The 19039-nt window shown below is 44.7% G+C and carries 17 protein-coding genes; 6 read left to right on the forward strand and 11 right to left on the reverse strand.

Annotation, left to right across the window (positions count from 1 at the left end):
* Positions 1–460 precede the first annotated feature (460 nt).
* The gene (gene buk / locus BUC01_RS12545) at positions 461–1543 is read right to left on the reverse strand and encodes a butyrate kinase (protein ID WP_073313860.1); all 1083 of its coding nucleotides are present in this window, start codon (positions 1541–1543) and stop codon (positions 461–463) included.
* A 25-nt stretch (positions 1544–1568) separates the two neighbouring features.
* Positions 1569–2480 carry a phosphate acyltransferase gene (locus BUC01_RS12550; RefSeq protein ID WP_073313862.1) on the reverse strand — a complete coding sequence of 304 codons (912 nt, stop codon included), beginning with the start codon at positions 2478–2480 and terminating at the stop codon, positions 1569–1571.
* A 235-nt stretch (positions 2481–2715) separates the two neighbouring features.
* Here BUC01_RS12550 and BUC01_RS12555 point away from each other — a divergent pair, with 235 nt between their 5' ends.
* The 3 genes from BUC01_RS12555 to BUC01_RS12565 are packed head-to-tail and all read left to right on the forward strand — an operon-like array spanning position 2716 to position 5127.
* On the forward strand, positions 2716–3678 hold the full coding sequence (locus BUC01_RS12555) for a S66 peptidase family protein (RefSeq protein WP_073313864.1): 963 nt from the start codon (positions 2716–2718) through the stop codon (positions 3676–3678).
* On the forward strand, positions 3675–4670 hold the full coding sequence (locus BUC01_RS12560; protein ID WP_025830592.1) for a M28 family peptidase: 996 nt from the start codon (positions 3675–3677) through the stop codon (positions 4668–4670). The genes BUC01_RS12555 and BUC01_RS12560 overlap by 4 nt, the downstream gene beginning before the upstream one ends.
* 31 nt (positions 4671–4701) lie before the next feature.
* Positions 4702–5127 carry a SufE family protein gene (locus BUC01_RS12565; protein WP_025830593.1) on the forward strand — a complete coding sequence of 142 codons (426 nt, stop codon included), beginning with the start codon at positions 4702–4704 and terminating at the stop codon, positions 5125–5127.
* Between the two features lie 42 nt (positions 5128–5169).
* On the opposite strand, the gene BUC01_RS12570 is transcribed toward BUC01_RS12565, so the two are convergent.
* The 8 genes from BUC01_RS12570 to BUC01_RS12605 all read right to left on the reverse strand — a co-directional run bounded on the left by BUC01_RS12570 (position 5170) and on the right by BUC01_RS12605 (position 13586).
* Positions 5170–5379: a helix-turn-helix domain-containing protein gene (locus tag BUC01_RS12570; RefSeq protein WP_007662013.1), complete on the reverse strand. Its 210-nt coding sequence runs from the start codon at positions 5377–5379 to the stop codon at positions 5170–5172.
* A 26-nt stretch (positions 5380–5405) separates the two neighbouring features.
* A complete protein-coding gene (locus BUC01_RS12575; RefSeq protein WP_025830594.1) occupies positions 5406–6011 on the reverse strand; it encodes a DUF2975 domain-containing protein in 606 nt (201 codons plus the stop codon).
* Positions 6012–6025: 14 nt separating this feature from the next.
* On the reverse strand, positions 6026–6682 hold the full coding sequence (locus tag BUC01_RS12580) for a DUF2975 domain-containing protein (RefSeq protein WP_073313866.1): 657 nt from the start codon (positions 6680–6682) through the stop codon (positions 6026–6028).
* Positions 6679–7458 (reverse strand): type II CAAX endopeptidase family protein, encoded by a 780-nt coding sequence (locus BUC01_RS12585; RefSeq protein ID WP_025830595.1) that lies wholly within the window; start codon positions 7456–7458, stop codon positions 6679–6681. Before BUC01_RS12585 ends, BUC01_RS12580 begins: the two co-directional genes overlap by 4 nt.
* A gap of 475 nt (positions 7459–7933) precedes the next feature.
* Positions 7934–8851 carry a bifunctional riboflavin kinase/FAD synthetase gene (locus BUC01_RS12590; protein WP_025830596.1) on the reverse strand — a complete coding sequence of 306 codons (918 nt, stop codon included), beginning with the start codon at positions 8849–8851 and terminating at the stop codon, positions 7934–7936.
* A gap of 22 nt (positions 8852–8873) precedes the next feature.
* Positions 8874–9491 (reverse strand): HAD family hydrolase, encoded by a 618-nt coding sequence (locus BUC01_RS12595; protein ID WP_025830597.1) that lies wholly within the window; start codon positions 9489–9491, stop codon positions 8874–8876.
* Position 9492: 1 nt separating this feature from the next.
* Complete coding sequence (locus tag BUC01_RS12600; RefSeq protein ID WP_025830598.1) at positions 9493–12216, reverse strand: calcium-translocating P-type ATPase, PMCA-type; 2724 nt, start codon at positions 12214–12216, stop codon at positions 9493–9495.
* Positions 12217–12290: 74 nt separating this feature from the next.
* Positions 12291–13586 (reverse strand): PAS domain-containing sensor histidine kinase, encoded by a 1296-nt coding sequence (locus BUC01_RS12605; RefSeq protein ID WP_025830599.1) that lies wholly within the window; start codon positions 13584–13586, stop codon positions 12291–12293.
* 113 nt (positions 13587–13699) lie between these two features.
* Here BUC01_RS12605 and rd point away from each other — a divergent pair, with 113 nt between their 5' ends.
* The gene (gene rd, locus BUC01_RS12610; RefSeq protein ID WP_025830600.1) at positions 13700–13861 is read left to right on the forward strand and encodes a rubredoxin; all 162 of its coding nucleotides are present in this window, start codon (positions 13700–13702) and stop codon (positions 13859–13861) included.
* Here the strand turns inward: rd and BUC01_RS12615 are convergent.
* Positions 13858–15555 carry a Na/Pi cotransporter family protein gene (locus BUC01_RS12615; RefSeq protein WP_025830601.1) on the reverse strand — a complete coding sequence of 566 codons (1698 nt, stop codon included), beginning with the start codon at positions 15553–15555 and terminating at the stop codon, positions 13858–13860. The two genes, rd and BUC01_RS12615, sit on opposite strands and share 4 nt — an antisense overlap.
* An 81-nt stretch (positions 15556–15636) precedes the next feature.
* On the opposite strand from BUC01_RS12615, the gene BUC01_RS12620 reads away from it, so the two are divergent.
* Entirely contained in the window at positions 15637–17310 is a 1674-nt protein-coding gene (locus BUC01_RS12620; protein WP_073313869.1) for a nucleoside kinase, read from the forward strand.
* 152 nt (positions 17311–17462) lie between these two features.
* The gene (locus BUC01_RS12625; RefSeq protein ID WP_073313886.1) at positions 17463–18968 is read left to right on the forward strand and encodes a sensor histidine kinase; all 1506 of its coding nucleotides are present in this window, start codon (positions 17463–17465) and stop codon (positions 18966–18968) included.
* Positions 18969–19039 lie beyond the last annotated feature (71 nt).

Consider the following 19039-nt stretch of genomic DNA (forward strand, 5'->3'; position numbering starts at 1 on the left):
GGATTCTACAGAGCAGCCAATCACTTCAACTCAAGATAATAAACATCCTCTGTTAGTGTTGAGGTCACGGATGTTTATGGCGACATATATCGTATTAGTAAAGACTATTTAACTCAAACTACTACTGAAGAATTATTAACGCATCCATAAATTAAACCAAGGTATAGAATTTTGATTAGTGGTGTTTTCTCCGTATTAGTTACGAGGGAAAGAAGATTGGAAGGAGTAAAGTCATTTGGGGGGCTTTACTCCTTTTCTATCAGCGCATTGCATTTACCGATCATTTACCGCAGGATGTAAAAGCATTTACCGCAGGATGTAACGACCTTTACCACTTATTGTAACGACCTTTACCTCGGTGTGTAAACGGAGTTACCATTTGAGGTAAACAGAATCACCATAGGAGGTAAACAGAATCTTCATGAAATGAAACAATCGTCGGGCTTATATCCTCCAATTATCACTTATAAACCTGTATCGGCAACTCCCCGCGCAAAGCTCCCAAAACATTCACTGCAAGTGCTTCCAACTCATCTTCACCGGGATATACATGCACCGGAGCGAGGAAAGAAACCCGTTCCTTCAAACGGGAAGTAACATACTCTGAGTGGGCAATGCCTCCCGTCAACAGAATTGCATCCACTTTGCCGTAAAGCACAACGGCAGCAGCACCCACACTCTTGGCAACCTGATAAATCATCGCGTTCAGCACCAGTTCCGCTTTTTGGTCTCCCGCTTCTATAGACTTGATGATGGCAGGAATATCAGTAGTGCCCAGATGTGCCGCCAAACCGGCATGACCGGAAATGCGCTTCTTCAATTCATCTTTTCTGAAACGATGGGAATAACAAAGATCAATCAGCGGTCCTGCCGGCAGTGTTCCTGCCCGCTCGGGAGAGAAAGGACCTTCTCCGTCAAGAGCATTGTTCACGTCGATAGCACGTCCGTGATTATGAGTACCGACAGAAATTCCGCCTCCCAAATGGCAGATAATCAGATTCAAATCCTCGTAACGGACCGGATGGCCGGGAGAAGCGGCCGTAAGCTCGGCAGCATAACGCCGGGCAATGGCACGTTGGTTCAAGGCATGCCAAATAGTGATACGCGGCATCAAGGGTGAACCTGTGATACGGGCTATCTCATCCAATTCATCCACCACACCGGGGTCGGCAATGAAGGCTCGGCAACCGGGCAGCAGTGCAGCCAGTTCGGCAGCGATAAGACACCCCAAATTGCACGCATGGCTGCGCATGGCATGGGCGATATCATCCAACATGGCGTCATTCACCTCATATACCCCACCCGGAATGGGCTTCAACAATCCTCCACGTCCCACAATGGCATCAAACTCAAAAGGAATTCCATTCTCTTTCAAAGCTTCTATCACCAGATTCTTGCGAAATTCAAACTGGTCGATGACACGTGGAAAATGCGAAAGTTCCTCCACCGAATGACGGATATTACGCACCAGGAGCGGAGTTGTGTCTTCGTATACCGCAATCTTCGTTGAAGTGGAACCGGGATTGATAGCGAGGATTTTCATAGTCAGAGGATTTTTATATTTAATTTTATTCTTTACATGTCAGACATGCCATAGCAATGCTGTAATACTTAGACAGGCCGGAATCGCTGCGCGAAGGCAACACCACCGGACAAACAGGCCCTTGCAACAGGCCAGCCATATCGGCATAGGCAAACAGGGATACAGCCTTGTAGAAAGCATTGCCCGACTCTATATTTGGGAATATCAGCACGTCCGCCTCTCCATTGATAGGAGATGCAATGCCCTTAATATCACCACTTGTTTTCTCGCAGGAAGTCTTTACATCCAGCGGGCCGTCGATGATTACATCGCCAAACTCCCCGGCTTCCGCCAGTTCCACAATATTGACATAGTCTAACGAGTGGGGGAACTTGGCACTAACCTTCTCCGTGCAGTGGATAAGTGAGATACGGGGTTGTTCGATACCGAAATGGCGACAGGTATGTATCGCATACCAAATCATCTCTATACGCTGTTGCAAGGTCGGCCGCGGAATAACGGCGGCATCCGAGAAGAACAACAGTTTATCATACGTAGGAATCTGCATCACAGCCAGGTGAGTCAGGATTTTACCCTTAGGCAACAAACCTTTTTCCTTATCGAGAATCGCATGCAGAAGGTTATCAGTATTGATAATCCCTTTCATCAGAATATCCGCTCCGCCCTCACGCACAATGCGGACTGCCTCACGGGCCGCCTCATCAGAATCTTCGATATGCACAGTTCTGACGTATTGCGGATATTTCTTTAATGTAGGATATTTTTCCAAAACAGCAGAGTCACCAATCATCAGGAATTCGGCAATTCCTTCTTCCAGGGAGCGGGCAATGGCATATTCCGTATTGGGGTCATTAGCGCAAACAACCGCAATACGTTTCCTTTTGTTCAAGGATTTCAAATGCGAGGTCAGTTGATCGAAGCTTCGAATAGGTTCCATAACGTTAGATTTTTAGCAAATATCTGAAAAAATGTCGAGAAATACAGCATGACAGACAAGGAAAATTCGAGCATTCTATATCATTTTGATAACTACACCACAGATTAACACAGATTTTTATCCTTTCATCAGAAAACGTAATAATCTGTGTTAATCTGTGTAATCTGTGGTGTAAACTAAATTTTAGTTTGAGTTTTTTGTGTACTTTTGTCCCCATACACAGAATATAGAGTCTATGAGCAGCCTTATTTTTCCACCATACGTACAAAAAGGTGATCGCGTCATCATCCTTTCTCCTTCCAGTAAAATAGACAAGTCTTTTCTGAAAGGAGCCAAGAAGCGTTTGAAGTCCTGGGGACTGGACGCTGTGATGGCAAAACATGCCGGAAGTTCAAACGGAACATACGCAGGCAGCATCAAACAGCGCGTAGAAGATTTGCAGAATGCTTTGGACGATGAGAAAGCAAAAGTTATTTTGTGTAGCCGCGGCGGATACGGAGCTGTACATCTGTTAGGCAAACTGGATTTTACACGTTTCCGCGAACATCCCAAGTGGCTGATTGGTTTCAGTGACATCACCGCGCTGCACAATGTGCTCCAGCAGAATGGCTTTGCCTCCCTTCATGCCCCGATGGCCCGCCATCTGACGGTAGAAAGCGAGGAGGATTTCTGTACACTGGCACTAAAGGATATTTTGTTCGGCCATTTCAAGCCGGAGACAGCAGAGTCAGTGGAAACTTCGGAAAGTGGTTTCAACTACATCTGCCCCGGGCATAAGCTGAACCACAAAGGAACCGGCAATGGTATTTTGCGGGGCGGCAACCTGTCCGTGTTCTATGGATTGCGGGGCACGCCATATGATATTCCTGCCGAAGGAACCATTCTCTTCATAGAAGATGTGGGTGAGCGTCCGCACGCGGTAGAACGCATGATTTATAATCTGAAACTGGGCGGTGTACTGGAAAAACTCTCCGGCCTCATCATCGGACAATTCACAGAGTATGAAGAAAACAAATCTTTAGGCAAAGATTTATACGGCGCTATTGCCGACCTGGTGAAAGAATACGATTATCCGGTCTGTTTTAATTTCCCGGTAGGGCATGTCACCATGAATCTGCCCATGATAAACGGAGCAGCGGTAACGTTGGAGACCGGAAGAAAAGAAGTGAAACTAAGTTTTAATTTAGATAAAGAATGAAACGGAATTATACTCTCATCCCCTTATGCCTGGCGTTGCTCGCATTCATAGCATGCAGCAACAACACCAAGAAGGCAAGCGATGGTACGGAGACGACCACAAAAAGTGTTGTCAATGTTCCTCAGTTCAATGCGGACAGTGCTTATCAGTATGTGAAAGCACAAGTGGACTTCGGCCCACGCGTTCCCAATACGAAAGCACATGTAGAATGTGGAAATTACCTGGCAGATAAATTGACGGAATTCGGTGCTAAAGTCACCAGCCAGTATGTAGACCTTCCGGCTTACAACGGTACGCTGCTGAAAGCACGCAATATTATCGGTTCCTACAAGCCGGATACGAAAAAGCGTATCGTCCTTTTTTCGCATTGGGACAGCCGTCCGTGGGCGGATGCCGACCCGGATCCTAAAAAGCATTATACTCCGATTCTGGGTGCCAATGACGGTGCCAGCGGTGTAGGCGTAATGTTGGAAATAGCACGCCATCTGCAGAAGCAATTACCGGAAATGGGTATCGATCTTATCTTCGTTGATGCTGAAGATTACGGCACACACCAAGCTTACAACGGCCCGCATAAAGAAGAATACTGGGGACTTGGCTCACAGTATTGGGCACGCAATCCTCATGTGCAGGGATATAATGCACGTTTTGGCATACTGCTGGACATGGTAGGGGGCAAGAATGCAGAATTCCGTTATGAAGGTTTGTCTCATGAAGTAGCTCCCAATGTCAATGAGAAAATCTGGAAAACAGCCAATGCTTTAGGTTTCGGGCGGCACTTTGTACAGAAAAAAGGCGGGTTCGTGACCGATGACCATACGTTTATCAACAGATATGCAAAAATTCCAACCATTGATATTGTTCCTTATTATCCGGAAGGCGATTTCTTTGAGCACTGGCATACCGTGAAAGATGATATGGATGCCATTGATAAGGCTACCCTGCAAGCAGTGGGGCAGACGGTGATGCAAGTCATTTACAGTGAGAAATAATTCATAAATCAAAAATCATAAATCAATAAGTATGAGTATCAACGAGGCACAAGACGAAGTGATTGCGGAATTCAGTGACTTTGACGACTGGATGGATCGCTATCAACTCCTCATCGACTTAGGAAACGAGCAGGAAACGCTCGATGAAAAATATAAAACGGAACAGAACCTGATTGAAGGTTGCCAAAGCCGCGTATGGCTGCAAGCTGACGAAGAGAATGGAAAAATCATCTTCAAAGCTGAAAGCGACGCTTTGATTGTTAAAGGTATCATTTCGTTGCTGATGAAAGTCCTTTCCGGACATACACCGGACGAAATTCTGAATGCCGATCTTTATTTCATTGATAAGATAGGATTGAAAGAACATCTTTCGCCTACCCGTAGCAATGGTTTGCTGTCTATGGTGAAACAGATGCGGATGTATGCGCTGGCTTTCAAGGCGAAAAATCAAGAATAAAAAAGTGGTAGGGTGATAAGTTTATCACTCTACCATTTCCTCTTATTCATCTCCCTCCTGATATTCCAGAATATCTCCCGGCTGGCAATCCAGAATCTTACAAATAGCCTCCAGCGTAGAGAAACGGATGGCTTTTGCCTTTCCCGTTTTCAGAATAGATAAATTAGCGGGTGTAATATCCACCTTTTCGGCCAGCTCTCCTAAAGATATCTTTCGCCGAGCCATCATTATATCAAGGTTTACTATAATCATATAAATCACTTTTATCAAGGTTAGGATTAAATAGTCAGGTCTTGTTCTTCTTTCATTTTCACACCTACGGCAAATATCTCGGTAAACAATGCCAGTATCAGGAACGAGAACCAGGAGAATGTTAACCCATAAGATGTCAACTCGTAACCACTAAACTGAATCTGGGAAACAGCATCCCTATGCAGAAGATACTCGTAAGTCTCCATACAAATGCCGAGGAGTATTATCGAATAGACAAAAAGACGCATACGATTTACATTTTCACGTGTGAATACCTTCCCACGGCTTACTGAAATAACTACCCTAACCATACAATAAAACCCGTAAAGAGCAAAAAATACAAAAGGAATAGCCAACGCAAGAATCAATTTATTAACAAATGACGGTTGTATTTCCGTCTCCATCGAAGCCATCCAGCAAGGTACATTCTGCTGTATGGCACTATTAAACAGGGAGTCAACTGCTACGGTTTTCTCAGCCTTAATCGAAATATCTACAGTTGAAAAATTAAGTTCTCTACTATTACCTGCACTGTTCCAGCCACGTCTGAAATCAGCTGTTCCGCTTGACATTATCACTTCAGCAATAAACACTACTATCACCAATAAAGCTAATATTCTAATCTTTTTCATAACTCACCTTTTACTTAAATCGTCAAATCCTGTTCTTCTTTCATTCTCAATCCGATAGCAAATACTTCCGCCACAATCAAGGCAGAAAGTCCCAATACCAATGAAGTGATATGCACCATATCTGCCATACTCAATGAATAGCCCGTTACAGAAAATACTTTTCCCACATTATAGAAACTCAGAAACGCAGTAAAAAAAGTGCATGCAAAACTAATAATAAGCAATACCCCTAAGCGCCTGAGCCGCCGTACATTCTTCCAATTGAATATATCGGATTTATTGATCGATACAATAAGACGGATAAAGAGCACCACAGCCCAGACAATGGCGACATAGTCTGCAATAAGAATCAAAAGAGAAATGATTCTCGATAAGACACTCGGTTGGGTATTCACACTGACAATCATTTGCCCGTAAGCAGCAGGTACATATTCACCGGATTTCTCATTATAAACGGAATCAATCAGAATTGCACCACCCAAATCTTTAGGCACTAACTGCACAACTTGCAAATTAGTCATCTCTTCCTTTTCTTTCACGTCAATCTTGGAATCAAAGCCTTTCTCAATACCGGTTTTAATTCCCATGCCTACATAATAGGTGGTTTCCAAAACCGAATAGCCCAGCACAAACAATACGATCACGCAAAGAATATTCAATCTCCTTTTCATACTTTAGTAGTTGTATTAGATAATTTATAAGTGTTCATCATTCTCCAGGAAAGCATAAACAATAGTACGGAAACTACCAGACTAATCATGTATGTCGGCTCTCCTATTAAATCGGATGTATAATCCACATCCGGAAACTTCAGACTAAGATAAACAGAAAGGCTGTTGTTCATGATGTGAATCAGGATACAAGGTACCAGACTGCGTGTCTTATAATAAATCCATGCAAGAACAAATCCAACCAATGTAGCTCCTACAATCTGTGCCGGGTTCATGTGGAAGATACCAAACAACAGGCCGGATATCAGAATAGCCACCAGCGGATTATATTTCTTCAACAAGACTTTAGTAACCGCTCCCCGAAACAATAATTCTTCCAAAATGGGGCCCAGTATGCTTACACAAATAATTCCCAACCAACCGGATTGCAAAACATTAAAAGTATCATTCAACCAGTCCGGAAGAAACGTGAGATGGGACATCAGAAAATCTACCATAAAAATGACGGAAATCCCCATGATGGCACTCCAGAATAAATAAGATGCAGATACAGGCGAGTACAACTGCTTGTCGCCCGTCAGATATCCTTTCCACCACAAGTAAATCAGCATAAAAACAAATCCTGCCAACAAAGTGGGAGCTAAAGCAAACTCATTCGCCTTTTCCACAGTGCCGTATTCTACATACGCATAGATCATAGTAAATGGAGTCACTGCCAATGCTCCGAGAATTTGCATCGCCAAGTAAATTAGAACCAGTTTTATTGCCGTTTTCATCGTTGTCTATCGCTTAAAAGTCTGCAAAGATACTATTTTCTCTTTCAAATTATCAAGCTGCAGCGCCTATACCACAAAGAACAGCCATCAACATGGAGAGGGAAATCACTAACAAAGAGATACTCATAAATGCCTTTTTCATAATCGTCAACCTTTATACGTTTTGTTATTCAATAATAATTTATCGTTTTTCGATATGCAAATAAAGGGGGATTTTTTGAAACAAACAAGTAAAACAGAAAATATTTATCGAAAAACAATAAAATAAGTATGTTTTTCGATAATAATGCAGAATATATAAAGAGAGAAAGACAAAAAAGCATATAAAAGAAGTAATGTGCACCCAAGATTGAATGCAACACATATACGGGGAGAAGATGCTTCGACTACGCTCAGCATGACAGATAGCACTGATAATCAGCACATATTACACCAGAGTAGTTACCCCGGTATATATAAAGTGTTTTTTGAAGTATTAAAGATAGCGGGAAGCATCCTCAGCATCCTTATAAAGTTGGGCAATCAAGCCATCTATAGAATCGAATTTAAGTTCGGGACGGAGATAACGGACAAAGGAAAGGCAAATATACTGCTCGTAAATATCCGAATGGAAATTAAAGATATTCACTTCAATACTGCGATCGGTGCCGTTAGCCATTGTAGGACGATAGCCGATACTAAGCATACCCCCATAAACACGACCTGCCACAGTAACACGCACAGCATATACTCCATCGGAAGGGACCAGTTTATCCGGGTCGTCCACCCGAAGATTAGCTGTAGGGAAGCCGATTTTACGGCCGACACGATACCCACTTACTACCATACCATTCAAGAAATAGTCATATCCCAGACAAGCGGCTGCCTCCGAAACACAACCTTCCAACAGTAACTGACGAATGCCGGAGGAGCTTACCGCAGTCTCCTTATCTATATATGCACGGGCAAGGATAACTTCTATTCCCAGCTCTTGCCCATAGCCCACATAATCATCAAAGCCCTCACTCCGATTATGCCCGAAGCGATGATCATAGCCTACCACAAGAGCACGTATATTATAATGGTCACGAAGAAAAAGCATGAACTCCCGTGCCGACAATACAGCAATCTCAGAAGTGAAATCAAGCATCATGCAATAGTCCAGGCCGGTATCAGCAAGCAAAGAAACCTTTTCTTCACACGTAGTCAACAGTTCGGGGCGATACTCCGGCTGCACAACTTTGCGCGGATGCACCGGAAAGGTCACTACCCCCGAAGCCAGACCGCGCACAGAAGCTGCTTCGCGCACCTGTTCTATCAGGTAGCGATGCCCAAGATGAACCCCATCAAAAAAGCCTATGGTAGCGACACAGGCACGGGGAAGCACTTCCGGTATGTTACGAAGCAACTGCATTTTAACTCTCAACTTTTAACTTTCAACTAAACAAATGACTCCAATCTTCGCACGCTTTCGGCGTATAAGTAGAGATGCCCAGTGTTTCCGCCACACGGCAATTCTCGGCGGAATCATCTATAAAGAAAGTTTCTTTCGGGTCAATACCGGTCTCATCCAGTAATCTCTGGAAAATAGCTACATCAGGCTTTGCCATCTTCATTTCATAAGAAAGGAAGATTCTCTCAAAATAATCTTCCACCCGAAAAGCTTTATAGTGGAAAGCGTGTTTACATGACCATTTCCAGTGAATATCGTTAGTATTACTCAACAAATAGACCACGTATTTCTCACGCAGTTTCAGCAGTAAATCCAGCTTATAGGTAGGGATGCCTCCTAAAAAACTATTCCATGCAGCATCTATGCGGGCATCGGTCACTACCTTCCCTATTTGTTCACGAATCGCATTCCGGAACTCTGCACTGGTAATCAATCCTTTTTCATGTTGCAAGAAGAAACCTTGCTGGTGGCAGACATCAAGCATAGCCTCTACATTGGGCAAACCTAACTTTGCGAAATTCTCAATACAACGCTGGCGGTCCAAATCAATCAATACGCCGCCAAAATCAATAATAAGGTTTTTAATTCCTTTTTCTTTCATTTCATTTCTGTGTTAAACGCTGGATGAAACGTATCGCCTCACCTATCCACAAAACGAGTGAGGTAGAAGCAATAATAATCACCCAAGTGACTAAATCAAGCGGTGTGGTACGGAATACAGCACCACCGAACTGTACAATAAGGAACTGGCCTATCAAGATGGCAAGCACTATCAGCTCCATACCATACGATTTGGAAATCCCTTTAAATGCAGAATCCGTAGTACCAAACACACGGGCATTGAAAAGGTTCCAGAACTGCAACATCACAAAGAATGTAAAGAAGATGGTCAGACGCTCCGGAGTCATACCGCCCTCGGCATGATTAAACCAGTATAGCATCCCCATCAATATAACAAGGAAAGCGCTTCCTACACCAAGGATATAGGAACGCATAGGCTTGGAGATAATAAAATCATTGCTACTGCGCGGTTTCTCTTTCATCACACTTTCGCTGGGCGGAATGGAAGCCAACGCCAGAGCCGCAAAAGTATCCATGATAAGATTCACCCACAACATCTGTGTTACGGTGAGCGGTAACTCCGTACCAATCAGCGAACCAAGCAATACAATAAGCAGAGCAACGAAGTTGATAGTCAGCTGGAAAACGATGAAGCGCTGGATATTCTTATACAGCGAACGCCCCCACATCACGGCAGTACCGATACTATTGAACGAGTCATCCAGCAAGGTTATGTCGCTGGCTTCCTTGGCAACGGAAGTTCCCGTACCCATAGACAAGCCTACCTGTGCATGATTCAATGCGGGAGCATCATTGGTGCCGTCGCCTGTTACTGCCACAACCGCTCCTTTTTGCTGCAACAATTGCACCAGGCGTTGTTTATCCGTGGGACGTGCACGAGACATGATCTTCAAATCCATCACGCGGTCAAGCGCTTCCTCGTCCGTCAGTTCTGCAAAGGCGACGCCTGTAATCCGGTTGCGCTCCGTATCTTCCGGTTTCCACAGACCAATCTGACGTGCAATTTCCGTAGCCGTGCCCGGAGTGTCTCCCGTCACAATCTTGATTCCGATACCGGCAGACTGGCATTTGGCAACCGCCGCAGGTACATCCGGACGGATAGGGTCACTGATAGCAACCACGCCGAGGAATGACAAATCTTTTACTAATTGACAATTGACAATTGACAATTGACAATTACCGTCCGGGGTGTTGCCTGCACAACACGGTTCTTCGTTCTCATCGATTATCTTGAATGCGAAACCAAGGGTGCGCATTGCCATATTCTGATATCCCAGCAGTTGTTTTTCAACTGTAGAACGGTATTCTACCGCATCTACCCGTTTGCCATCCAGAACGACATCCTTGCATTTGCCCAAAACGATTTCGGGAGCACCCTTCACATACAATACTTTCTTGCCTATCAAAGGAGACTTCACCAACGTAGCCATAAACTTCCGTTCGGTAGAGAAAGTCAACTGGTCGACAACCGGAGCATTCTCACGCAACTCCAGATAATCACGGTTCTGACTATTCAACCATAAAAGCAAAGCCACTTCCGTAGGATTTCCTACACCTTTAGGCTTCTCACCTTCCGCCATTTCTTCCAGAAAAGCTGTGGAATTGGTACTGATTCCCTCTACTACCAACTGACTGATATCATCGTCGCCAACTTCCCCGCCGTTTTTCAGACTATAAAAACTCGGCTCGTAAACCTGCATCAGGTTTTGAGTCAACGTACCGGTCTTATCCGTGCAAATCACGGTAATGGCACCCATCGTTTCACAAGCGTGCATCTTACGCACCAGGTTATTGGTGGAAAGCATACGGCGCATATTCAATGCAAGACTCAGTGTCACACTCATCGGCAATCCTTCGGGCACTGCAACCACAATCAAGGTCACTGCCATCATGAAGTATTGCAAAGTAGCTTTCAAAGCCGGAAGCCAGTCTGCAAAAGTATGGAAAGATGAAAAATCATAGTGCAACAGCACATCTTTGATAAAGAAGATGGCAAATGCCAGTCCGGCCACGGAGAAACCGATTTTACCGATCAGATTGGCAAGTTTGGTAAGCTGTATATTCAGCGGGGTAGGTTCTGTGCTCTGCTCCGTACTCTGACGTGCGACTTTACCGATTTCCGTATCATCGCCCACACAAAGCACACGCATAGTGCCGTGACCGTCTACTACCGTCGTACCACGCATCACCTTATTGGAAGCATAGGTAGCCTCTTCATCAAAATCCGCCTCCACCGTGGTCTTACTTACCACAGGTTCACCGGTCAGATTCGACTCGTTAATTTGCAGGGATATAGCCTCCAGCAGTTCGCCGTCAGCAGGGATTTCTTCTCCGGTCTCCAGCACGATGATATCACCTACTACCACATCTTTCCGGGGAATCTCCTGTACACGGCCGTTACGGATTACCTTCACCAAGGTTTCCTCATTCACCGCATTCAGCAAGTCGAACTTCTTACTGGCATCATATTCGAAATAGAACCCGATACCCGTAGCCAACAAAATAGCGGCAATGATACCTATAGTCTCGGCATACTCATTCTCTATGACAGAGATTATCAGAGAGAATATCGCTGCAACCAGCAGTACCCTGACAACAGGGTCTTCGAACTTTTCGAGATATAGTTTCCACAGGGAGGGACGCTTGGGAGGCGTTAACAGATTGACTCCGTACTTTTCGCGACTCTGCCTTACTTCGTCGTCAGTAAGTCCGCCATGATAAAAATCATCCTTCATTGCATTCATGCAAATAGTTAGCTTTGATTAAGAGCCGCAAAAATACAATATTAATTTGGGATAGCGAATGTTATTAAATCTTTTTATAGGTTAGTCTTACCCTCGATTTCCGTTCCCTGTTTTCTAATTGCCTCCCCGTTGAGCGGTAGGGTAAACCAGAATGTAGATCCTTTGCCATATTCCGACTCTACGCCAATCTTGCCACCCAGTTTGCGGACTATCATCTCGCAAATAGAAAGTCCCAGTCCGGTTCCTTTCTTGTGCTGTTCCACTCTTACAAAGCGTTCAAATATATGGTCTACCTTATCTGCCGGAATACCGCTTCCGGTATCTTTCACATAGAAGTAAAGGCCGTCAGCACAAGGCTTATATCCCAACGTAATACTACCTTCATCTGTAAATTTCACAGCATTCGTCATAAAATTGGCTATCACCTGCATCAGGCGGTTTCTGTCGGTATATAAAATGTTGTTCTCCGGCGGTGTCTCCTTGAAAATCTGAATAAGACTCTCCTTCTCTCCCAGTCTCATACGGGACAGCTGTTCCATATCAAACATCAGCTGATTGACATCCACTTCCGAGAAAGTAAACTCCAAAGTACCGGCCTCTATCTTTGAAAGGTCGAGAATATCGGCTATCAGTTGCTGCAACATTTCATTATTGGAATGAACAATGTCCAGGTATTGCGTCTTTTCCTCTTCCGAACCGGCAGAAGCCAGCAACTCGGAAAAGCCGACAATGGCATTCAGCGGAGTACGTATCTCATGACTCATATTGGCGAGGAAAGCTGACTTGGAACGATCTGCATTCTCAGCTTTTTCACGGGCTTTCATCAATTCTCCCTCTGCATTCTTCAGGCGGGTGATGTCATGCACAGTGATTACCATGCCCTCTTTATCATCTATCGTCATATACTCACCGGAAACATAGGTTTCACATTCGGCAACGTTTCCCCTTCTGTCACGTATATTCAGCACAGCTTCCAAATCGGTAAAACTGCTTTTCCGCTGGAAAGTCTCTTCTATTTTATTCCGGATAGGACACTCTTTGCAAAGCTCGTGCGTACCGCAACCGCCAACGGCGGACAGGGCATTATTACAACGCAACAAGTCGCCTACACGAGCCAACCGGTCTTCCGGCCTATGTGCTTTGGTGATGTCGTAATAGTTAGTCCGCGTAACAATAAAATTACGGTCGATCAGAAGAATGAACGCATGTACATTTTGCATTATAGAACGGAAAAGTTCTTCCGAACTGCGCAAGGCCTTCTTCGCATTCCCTGCTTTGAGCAATAATCGCCTGCTTCTACCGAGTTCAAGCACATAAAGCACCAGCACTCCTACCAGTACCAGCATACCGATTAAAATTAGTATCGTCATAAAGAGTTCATTTACAATAAAAATGGAACAAATATATCTCTTTCAGATTAAAACAGGAAACAAAAGAGGAGGAAATATTGTTATTTAGGGATAAAACCTAAAATAGTAATCTTATGGACAAGTACATTTGCACCGTTTGCGACTACGTTTACGACCCGGAAATGGGTGACCCCGAAAACGGCATTGAGCCGGGAACATCATTTGAAGACCTTCCTGATGATTGGGTATGCCCCTTATGCGGAGTCGGAAAAGAAGAATTTGAGAAAGCGTCCTAAGACGCTTTCTTTTCTTTTATATCACTGCTTGCTTCCACTACATTCACCACATAATCGCCCAGTTTCTCACATTCGGCAATGATGTCCATATAGTAAACGCCCATCTGGTAGTCATATTCCTTGTTGTTGACATCCAGAATATTCTGGTTCTTCAGCTGGTTGCGGTAATTATTCATTTCATTCTCAATATTGAACGATTTATTCACATCGATACTCTGATGTTCAGAGCGTTCCACCACAACAATCATCTGAGCCAAAGCATCGTCCGTCAGCTTCATCATGAAGTGGATATGGTCATATTGCTTTTCCGTGAAGTCCTGATTGGTCTGGCGCTTGCGGTTAATGGTACGCGCGAGGTTGTAACAGCTATCGCCGATACTCTCAATTTCCGTCACTTCGCGAAGCATGGCACGTATCTGAAGCTTACTCTCCGAACTTAAACGTCCTTCTGACACTTGATTCAGGTAATTGGCAATCTCCAGTTCCATATTATCGCTGATATTCTCATACTTCTCAATACGGCTGAATAATTTATTGAAATCATCGTCCTTATCCGTATGCAGCAAATCCTGCACCATATTAAACATGCGGTGAGTACGTTCCGAAAACAGGTGTATCTCCTTATGCGCCTGCAAAATGGAAAGTTCCGCCGTAGAAAGCATACCACCGGAAATGAAACGCAGGCGATATTCTTCGTCGACCTCTTTCTGCGGAATAATAGCACAAACGGTACGTTCTATAAGCTTCACGAACCAAATAAGAATCAGCACGTTGCAGATATTAAAACAAGTATGGAATGCCGACAGTTTAAATGATACCGCCACAGCAGGATCTTTCGTTCCCATTACATTTTCTACAAACCAGGATACGCCACTCGTAAAGGGAGAGAACAGGCAAAGCACCCAGATAACGCCGAAAACATTGAACACCAGGTGAGCCAATGCAGCCCTCCTTGCCTGCGTGTTACCGGTCAGTGCAGCAAGATTGGCGGTAATGGTAGTACCGATATTCTCACCCAGCACCAGTGCCGCCCCCAATTCAAAACTGATCCATCCATTGGCACACATGATAAGCGTGATAGCCATTGTTGCCGCCGATGCCTGCACAACCATAGTCAGAATGGTACCGATAAATACAAACAGAAGAATGGAGAGATATCCCATATCCGTATAACTCTGTACAAATGCCAGCATCTCCGGATTCGCCTTCAAGTCCGGCGCATTGGATTGCAGCATGGAGAGTCCCATAAAAAGGAAAGAGAAACCGAATATAAATTCACCGATAGACTTACGATGACTTTTTTGAGAGAAGAGAAGAGGAATACCGAAAGCGAGGAGAGGAAGTGCGAAAGCGGCGATATCAACTTTAAATCCTAACGCCGAAATAATCCATGCCGTAACTGTAGTACCGATATTGGCTCCCATAATAACCCCGATGGATTGGGATAGGGTCAGCAGGCCGGCGTTCACAAAACTCACCACCATGACTGTGGTTGCAGAAGAAGATTGAATCAGTGCCGTAATCAGCACACCCGTCAGCACTCCGGTCACCCGGTTGGTAGTCATTGCCGTTAGAATTTTCCGGAGCCTGTCACCAGCGAACTTTTGAAGTCCTTCACTCATAATTTTCATTCCGTACAGGAATAATGCCAGTGAACCAAGCAGCTTTAAAAAATCATAAAAAGAATATTCCATCTTTAATTAATTAGAAGGTTTTATGCTACATCTGTTATTATATCTATATTTAACGTGTAATCACCCTAAAATGAAGACGTCATGAAACACATGTTACAAATTTGTTGCAAAAATAACAATATTTCTAAAGAATTCCCTATCGGAAGTTCACTTTTGGATATTTATTACGGTTTTAATCTTAATTTTCCCTATCAAGTGGTCAGTGCAAAGGTTAATAATCGTTCTGAAGGGTTAAATTTCCGAGTCTATAATAATAAGGATGTAGAATTCCTCGATATACGCGATTCTTCCGGTCTGCGCACATATGTACGCAGCCTTTGTTTTGTATTATACAAGGCTGTCAGCGAATTGTTTCCGGACGGAAAGCTGTTCGTTGAGCATCCCGTTTCCAAAGGCTATTTCTGCAACCTGCGCATCGGGCGCACCATAACATTGGAGGACGTATCTGCCATCAAAAAGCGGATGCAGGGAATCATTGACGAGAACATCATATACCGTCGCACAGAGTGCCACACCTCCGAAGCTGTGCGCATTTTCAACGAACGGGGAATGACGGACAAGGTGAAACTGCTGGAAACTTCCGGCTCCATCTATACCTATTATTATTCACTGGGCGATACCATCGACTATTATTATGGCAACCTGTTGCCCAGCACCGGCTTCATCTGGCTGTTCGACATCGTGAAATATTACGATGGCCTGCTGCTGCGCATTCCCAACAAAGCAAATCCCAGTGTACTGGAGGAAGTTGTGAAGCAAGAAAAGATGCTTGATGTCTTCAAGGAACACCTGCGCTGGAATTATATCATGGGATTAAGCAATGTGGGAGACTTCAACCTCGCCTGTGAAGAAGGACATGCCACCGATTTAATCAATGTGGCCGAAGCTCTTCAGGAAAAGAAAATAGCCCAGATTGCCGATGACATCTACAACCGCGGCGAAAACGGCAACCGGGTGAAACTGGTTCTCATCTCCGGGCCCTCTTCTTCGGGTAAGACCACTTTCAGCAAGCGCCTCTCCGTACAGTTGATGACGAACGGATTACGCCCCTATCCCATTGCGCTGGACAACTATTTCGTGAACCGTGAAGATACCCCGAAAGACGCTAACGGCGATTATGATTACGAATCACTCTATGCGCTCGACCTTAAGAAGTTTGAAGAAGACCTGCAAGCTTTGTTGAGAGGCGAAGAGATAGACCTGCCCAGCTTCAACTTCAGCACCGGACGACGGGAATACAAAGGTGACAAACTGAAAATTGACGAGCATACCATTCTTATATTAGAGGGTATTCACGCACTGAACCCGGAACTTACTCCGCAAATCCCCGCAGCGAACAAATATAAAATCTATGTGTCCGCCCTGACCACCATTTCCCTGGACGACCATAACTGGATTCCTACAACGGACAACCGATTGCTGCGCCGCATCATCCGCGACTTCAACTATCGTGGCTACTCGGCACGCGAAACCATCTCCCGCTGGCCCAGCGTGCGCGCCGGAGAAGACAAATGGATTTTCCCCTATCAGGAGAACGCCGATGTGATGTTCAACTCCGCACTGCTATTTGAATTTGCCGTGTTGCGTTGCCATGCCGAGCCTATATTGACCAGCGTGCCACGCAATTGTCCGGAATATGCCGAAGCATACCGGTTGCTGAAATTCATTAAATACTTTACTCCGATACAGGACAAGGAAATCCCGCCGACTTCACTTCTGCGCGAGTTCCTGGGAGGAAGCAGTTTCAAATACTAATCCCGCATATCCCGCCGTATGCGGGGCCGGGATATAAATTCACCCGCCACTATCACCATAAAAATGGGACAGGTGAAGATTTTTAGGCACTTTTCTTGTACAACCTACAGAAGAATGTCTTAACTTTGTAAGCAAATAAAATGAATCACAAAATGAGAAAGATAATTACCGTACTCTTCTTAGCAGCTTTCTGCATCTGCAGCCAAGCCTATTCGCAAACCCGTGCCGATGAGCAAATGAAACAAGCGCAAGAAAACCTTGCCAAAAAGGAATATATCAAGGCACGTTACTTATTTTTACAAGCTTACAATGCTTTCTCCTCTCAGGGAAAATATGATAAAGCTGTAGAATGCGGCGTCAATGCCAGTGCACTTTATCACAGAGAGAACTACTACAAGGAAGCCTTCGAACTGCTGCGCGGCGCAGAATTGCTGGTGACTGACGGTGAACAAAAAAGCGGTAAAACCATGCCCGCCCTGCGTTTCCGCATCAACAAGGAACGCTTGCAGATGTACATCAACCTGAAGAATCCTGCCCGTGCCAAAGAGCAACTGGCCAAACTGGAAGAAACCGCCAAAGCAGCCCGCAATGATTCATTAAGCAACGACTTACTATACACCCAGGCCAATTATTATTATACTTTCGGCATGAACTCGCAAGGAGATGCCTACATCAACCGCCTGATAGGACAGTATAAGGAACAGAAAAACTACGCCAAAGTAGACGAATCTTATAAAACCCTTATCGACATTGCCCGCAAGGCTAACAATGCCGGACTGGTGGCACGTACTTACGACAAATATATCCTTTGGACTGACTCTGTGAAAGCCCTCACCGCTCAGGATGAACTGAACGTACTGAAACAGAAATATGAAGAAAGCCTGGCAACCATCCAGGATAAGGATGACTCCCTGAGTGCCAAACAATATATCATCATCGGACTATGCGTATTGGCAGCCATTCTTGCCGCTGCACTTGTATTGGCAGGTATCGTATTATTGCGTTTTGTCCTCCTCACCCGGAAACAGAAGAAAGCCATCCAGATAGCTAATGAACACAATGAGCTCAAAACCCAGTTTATACAGAATATCTCCGGACAAATGGAGCCGACGCTGAATACCCTGGACGCAACCCAACCGGGTGTACGTGCATTGAAAGGCTTTGCCGAACACATTCAGGAACTCTCCGAACTGGAAAGCACCCTTTCCGAAACTTATGAAATGCGCGAAATCAACATCAATACTTTCTGCGAAAGCGTAATGGATAAAATAAAAGCAGACTTGAAGCCGGATATAACCACTACCGTCAACGCTCCGAAACTTAGTGTCAAGACTAACCCGGAACAGCTTGAGCGTATTTTGCTTCATCTGCTGAACAATGCGGCTGAGTTCACTCCGGAAGGTGGGAAAATATGGTTGGACTTCAAGAAACGCGGTGCGCATACACATCAGTTCATCGTTAGTGATACCGGAAGCGGTATTCCGGCAGAGGAACAGGAAAATCTGTTCAAGCCTTTCACCGAAGTGAAAGACCTTACACAAGGCGATGGTTTAGGATTGCCTATTTGTTCGCTGATTGCTACCAAGATGAATGGTAGCCTGACTCTGGATAGCAGCTATACCAAAGGCTGTCGCTTCGTACTGGAACTGCATACCTAATCCGAACTCCACATTTTTAATATACTCAATGTGTCAAAAGTGTTGTCGTGCGGGCGAATGATTATTCGCCC

Source organism: Bacteroides stercorirosoris, from assembly GCF_900142015.1.
Lineage (GTDB): Bacteria > Bacteroidota > Bacteroidia > Bacteroidales > Bacteroidaceae > Bacteroides > Bacteroides stercorirosoris.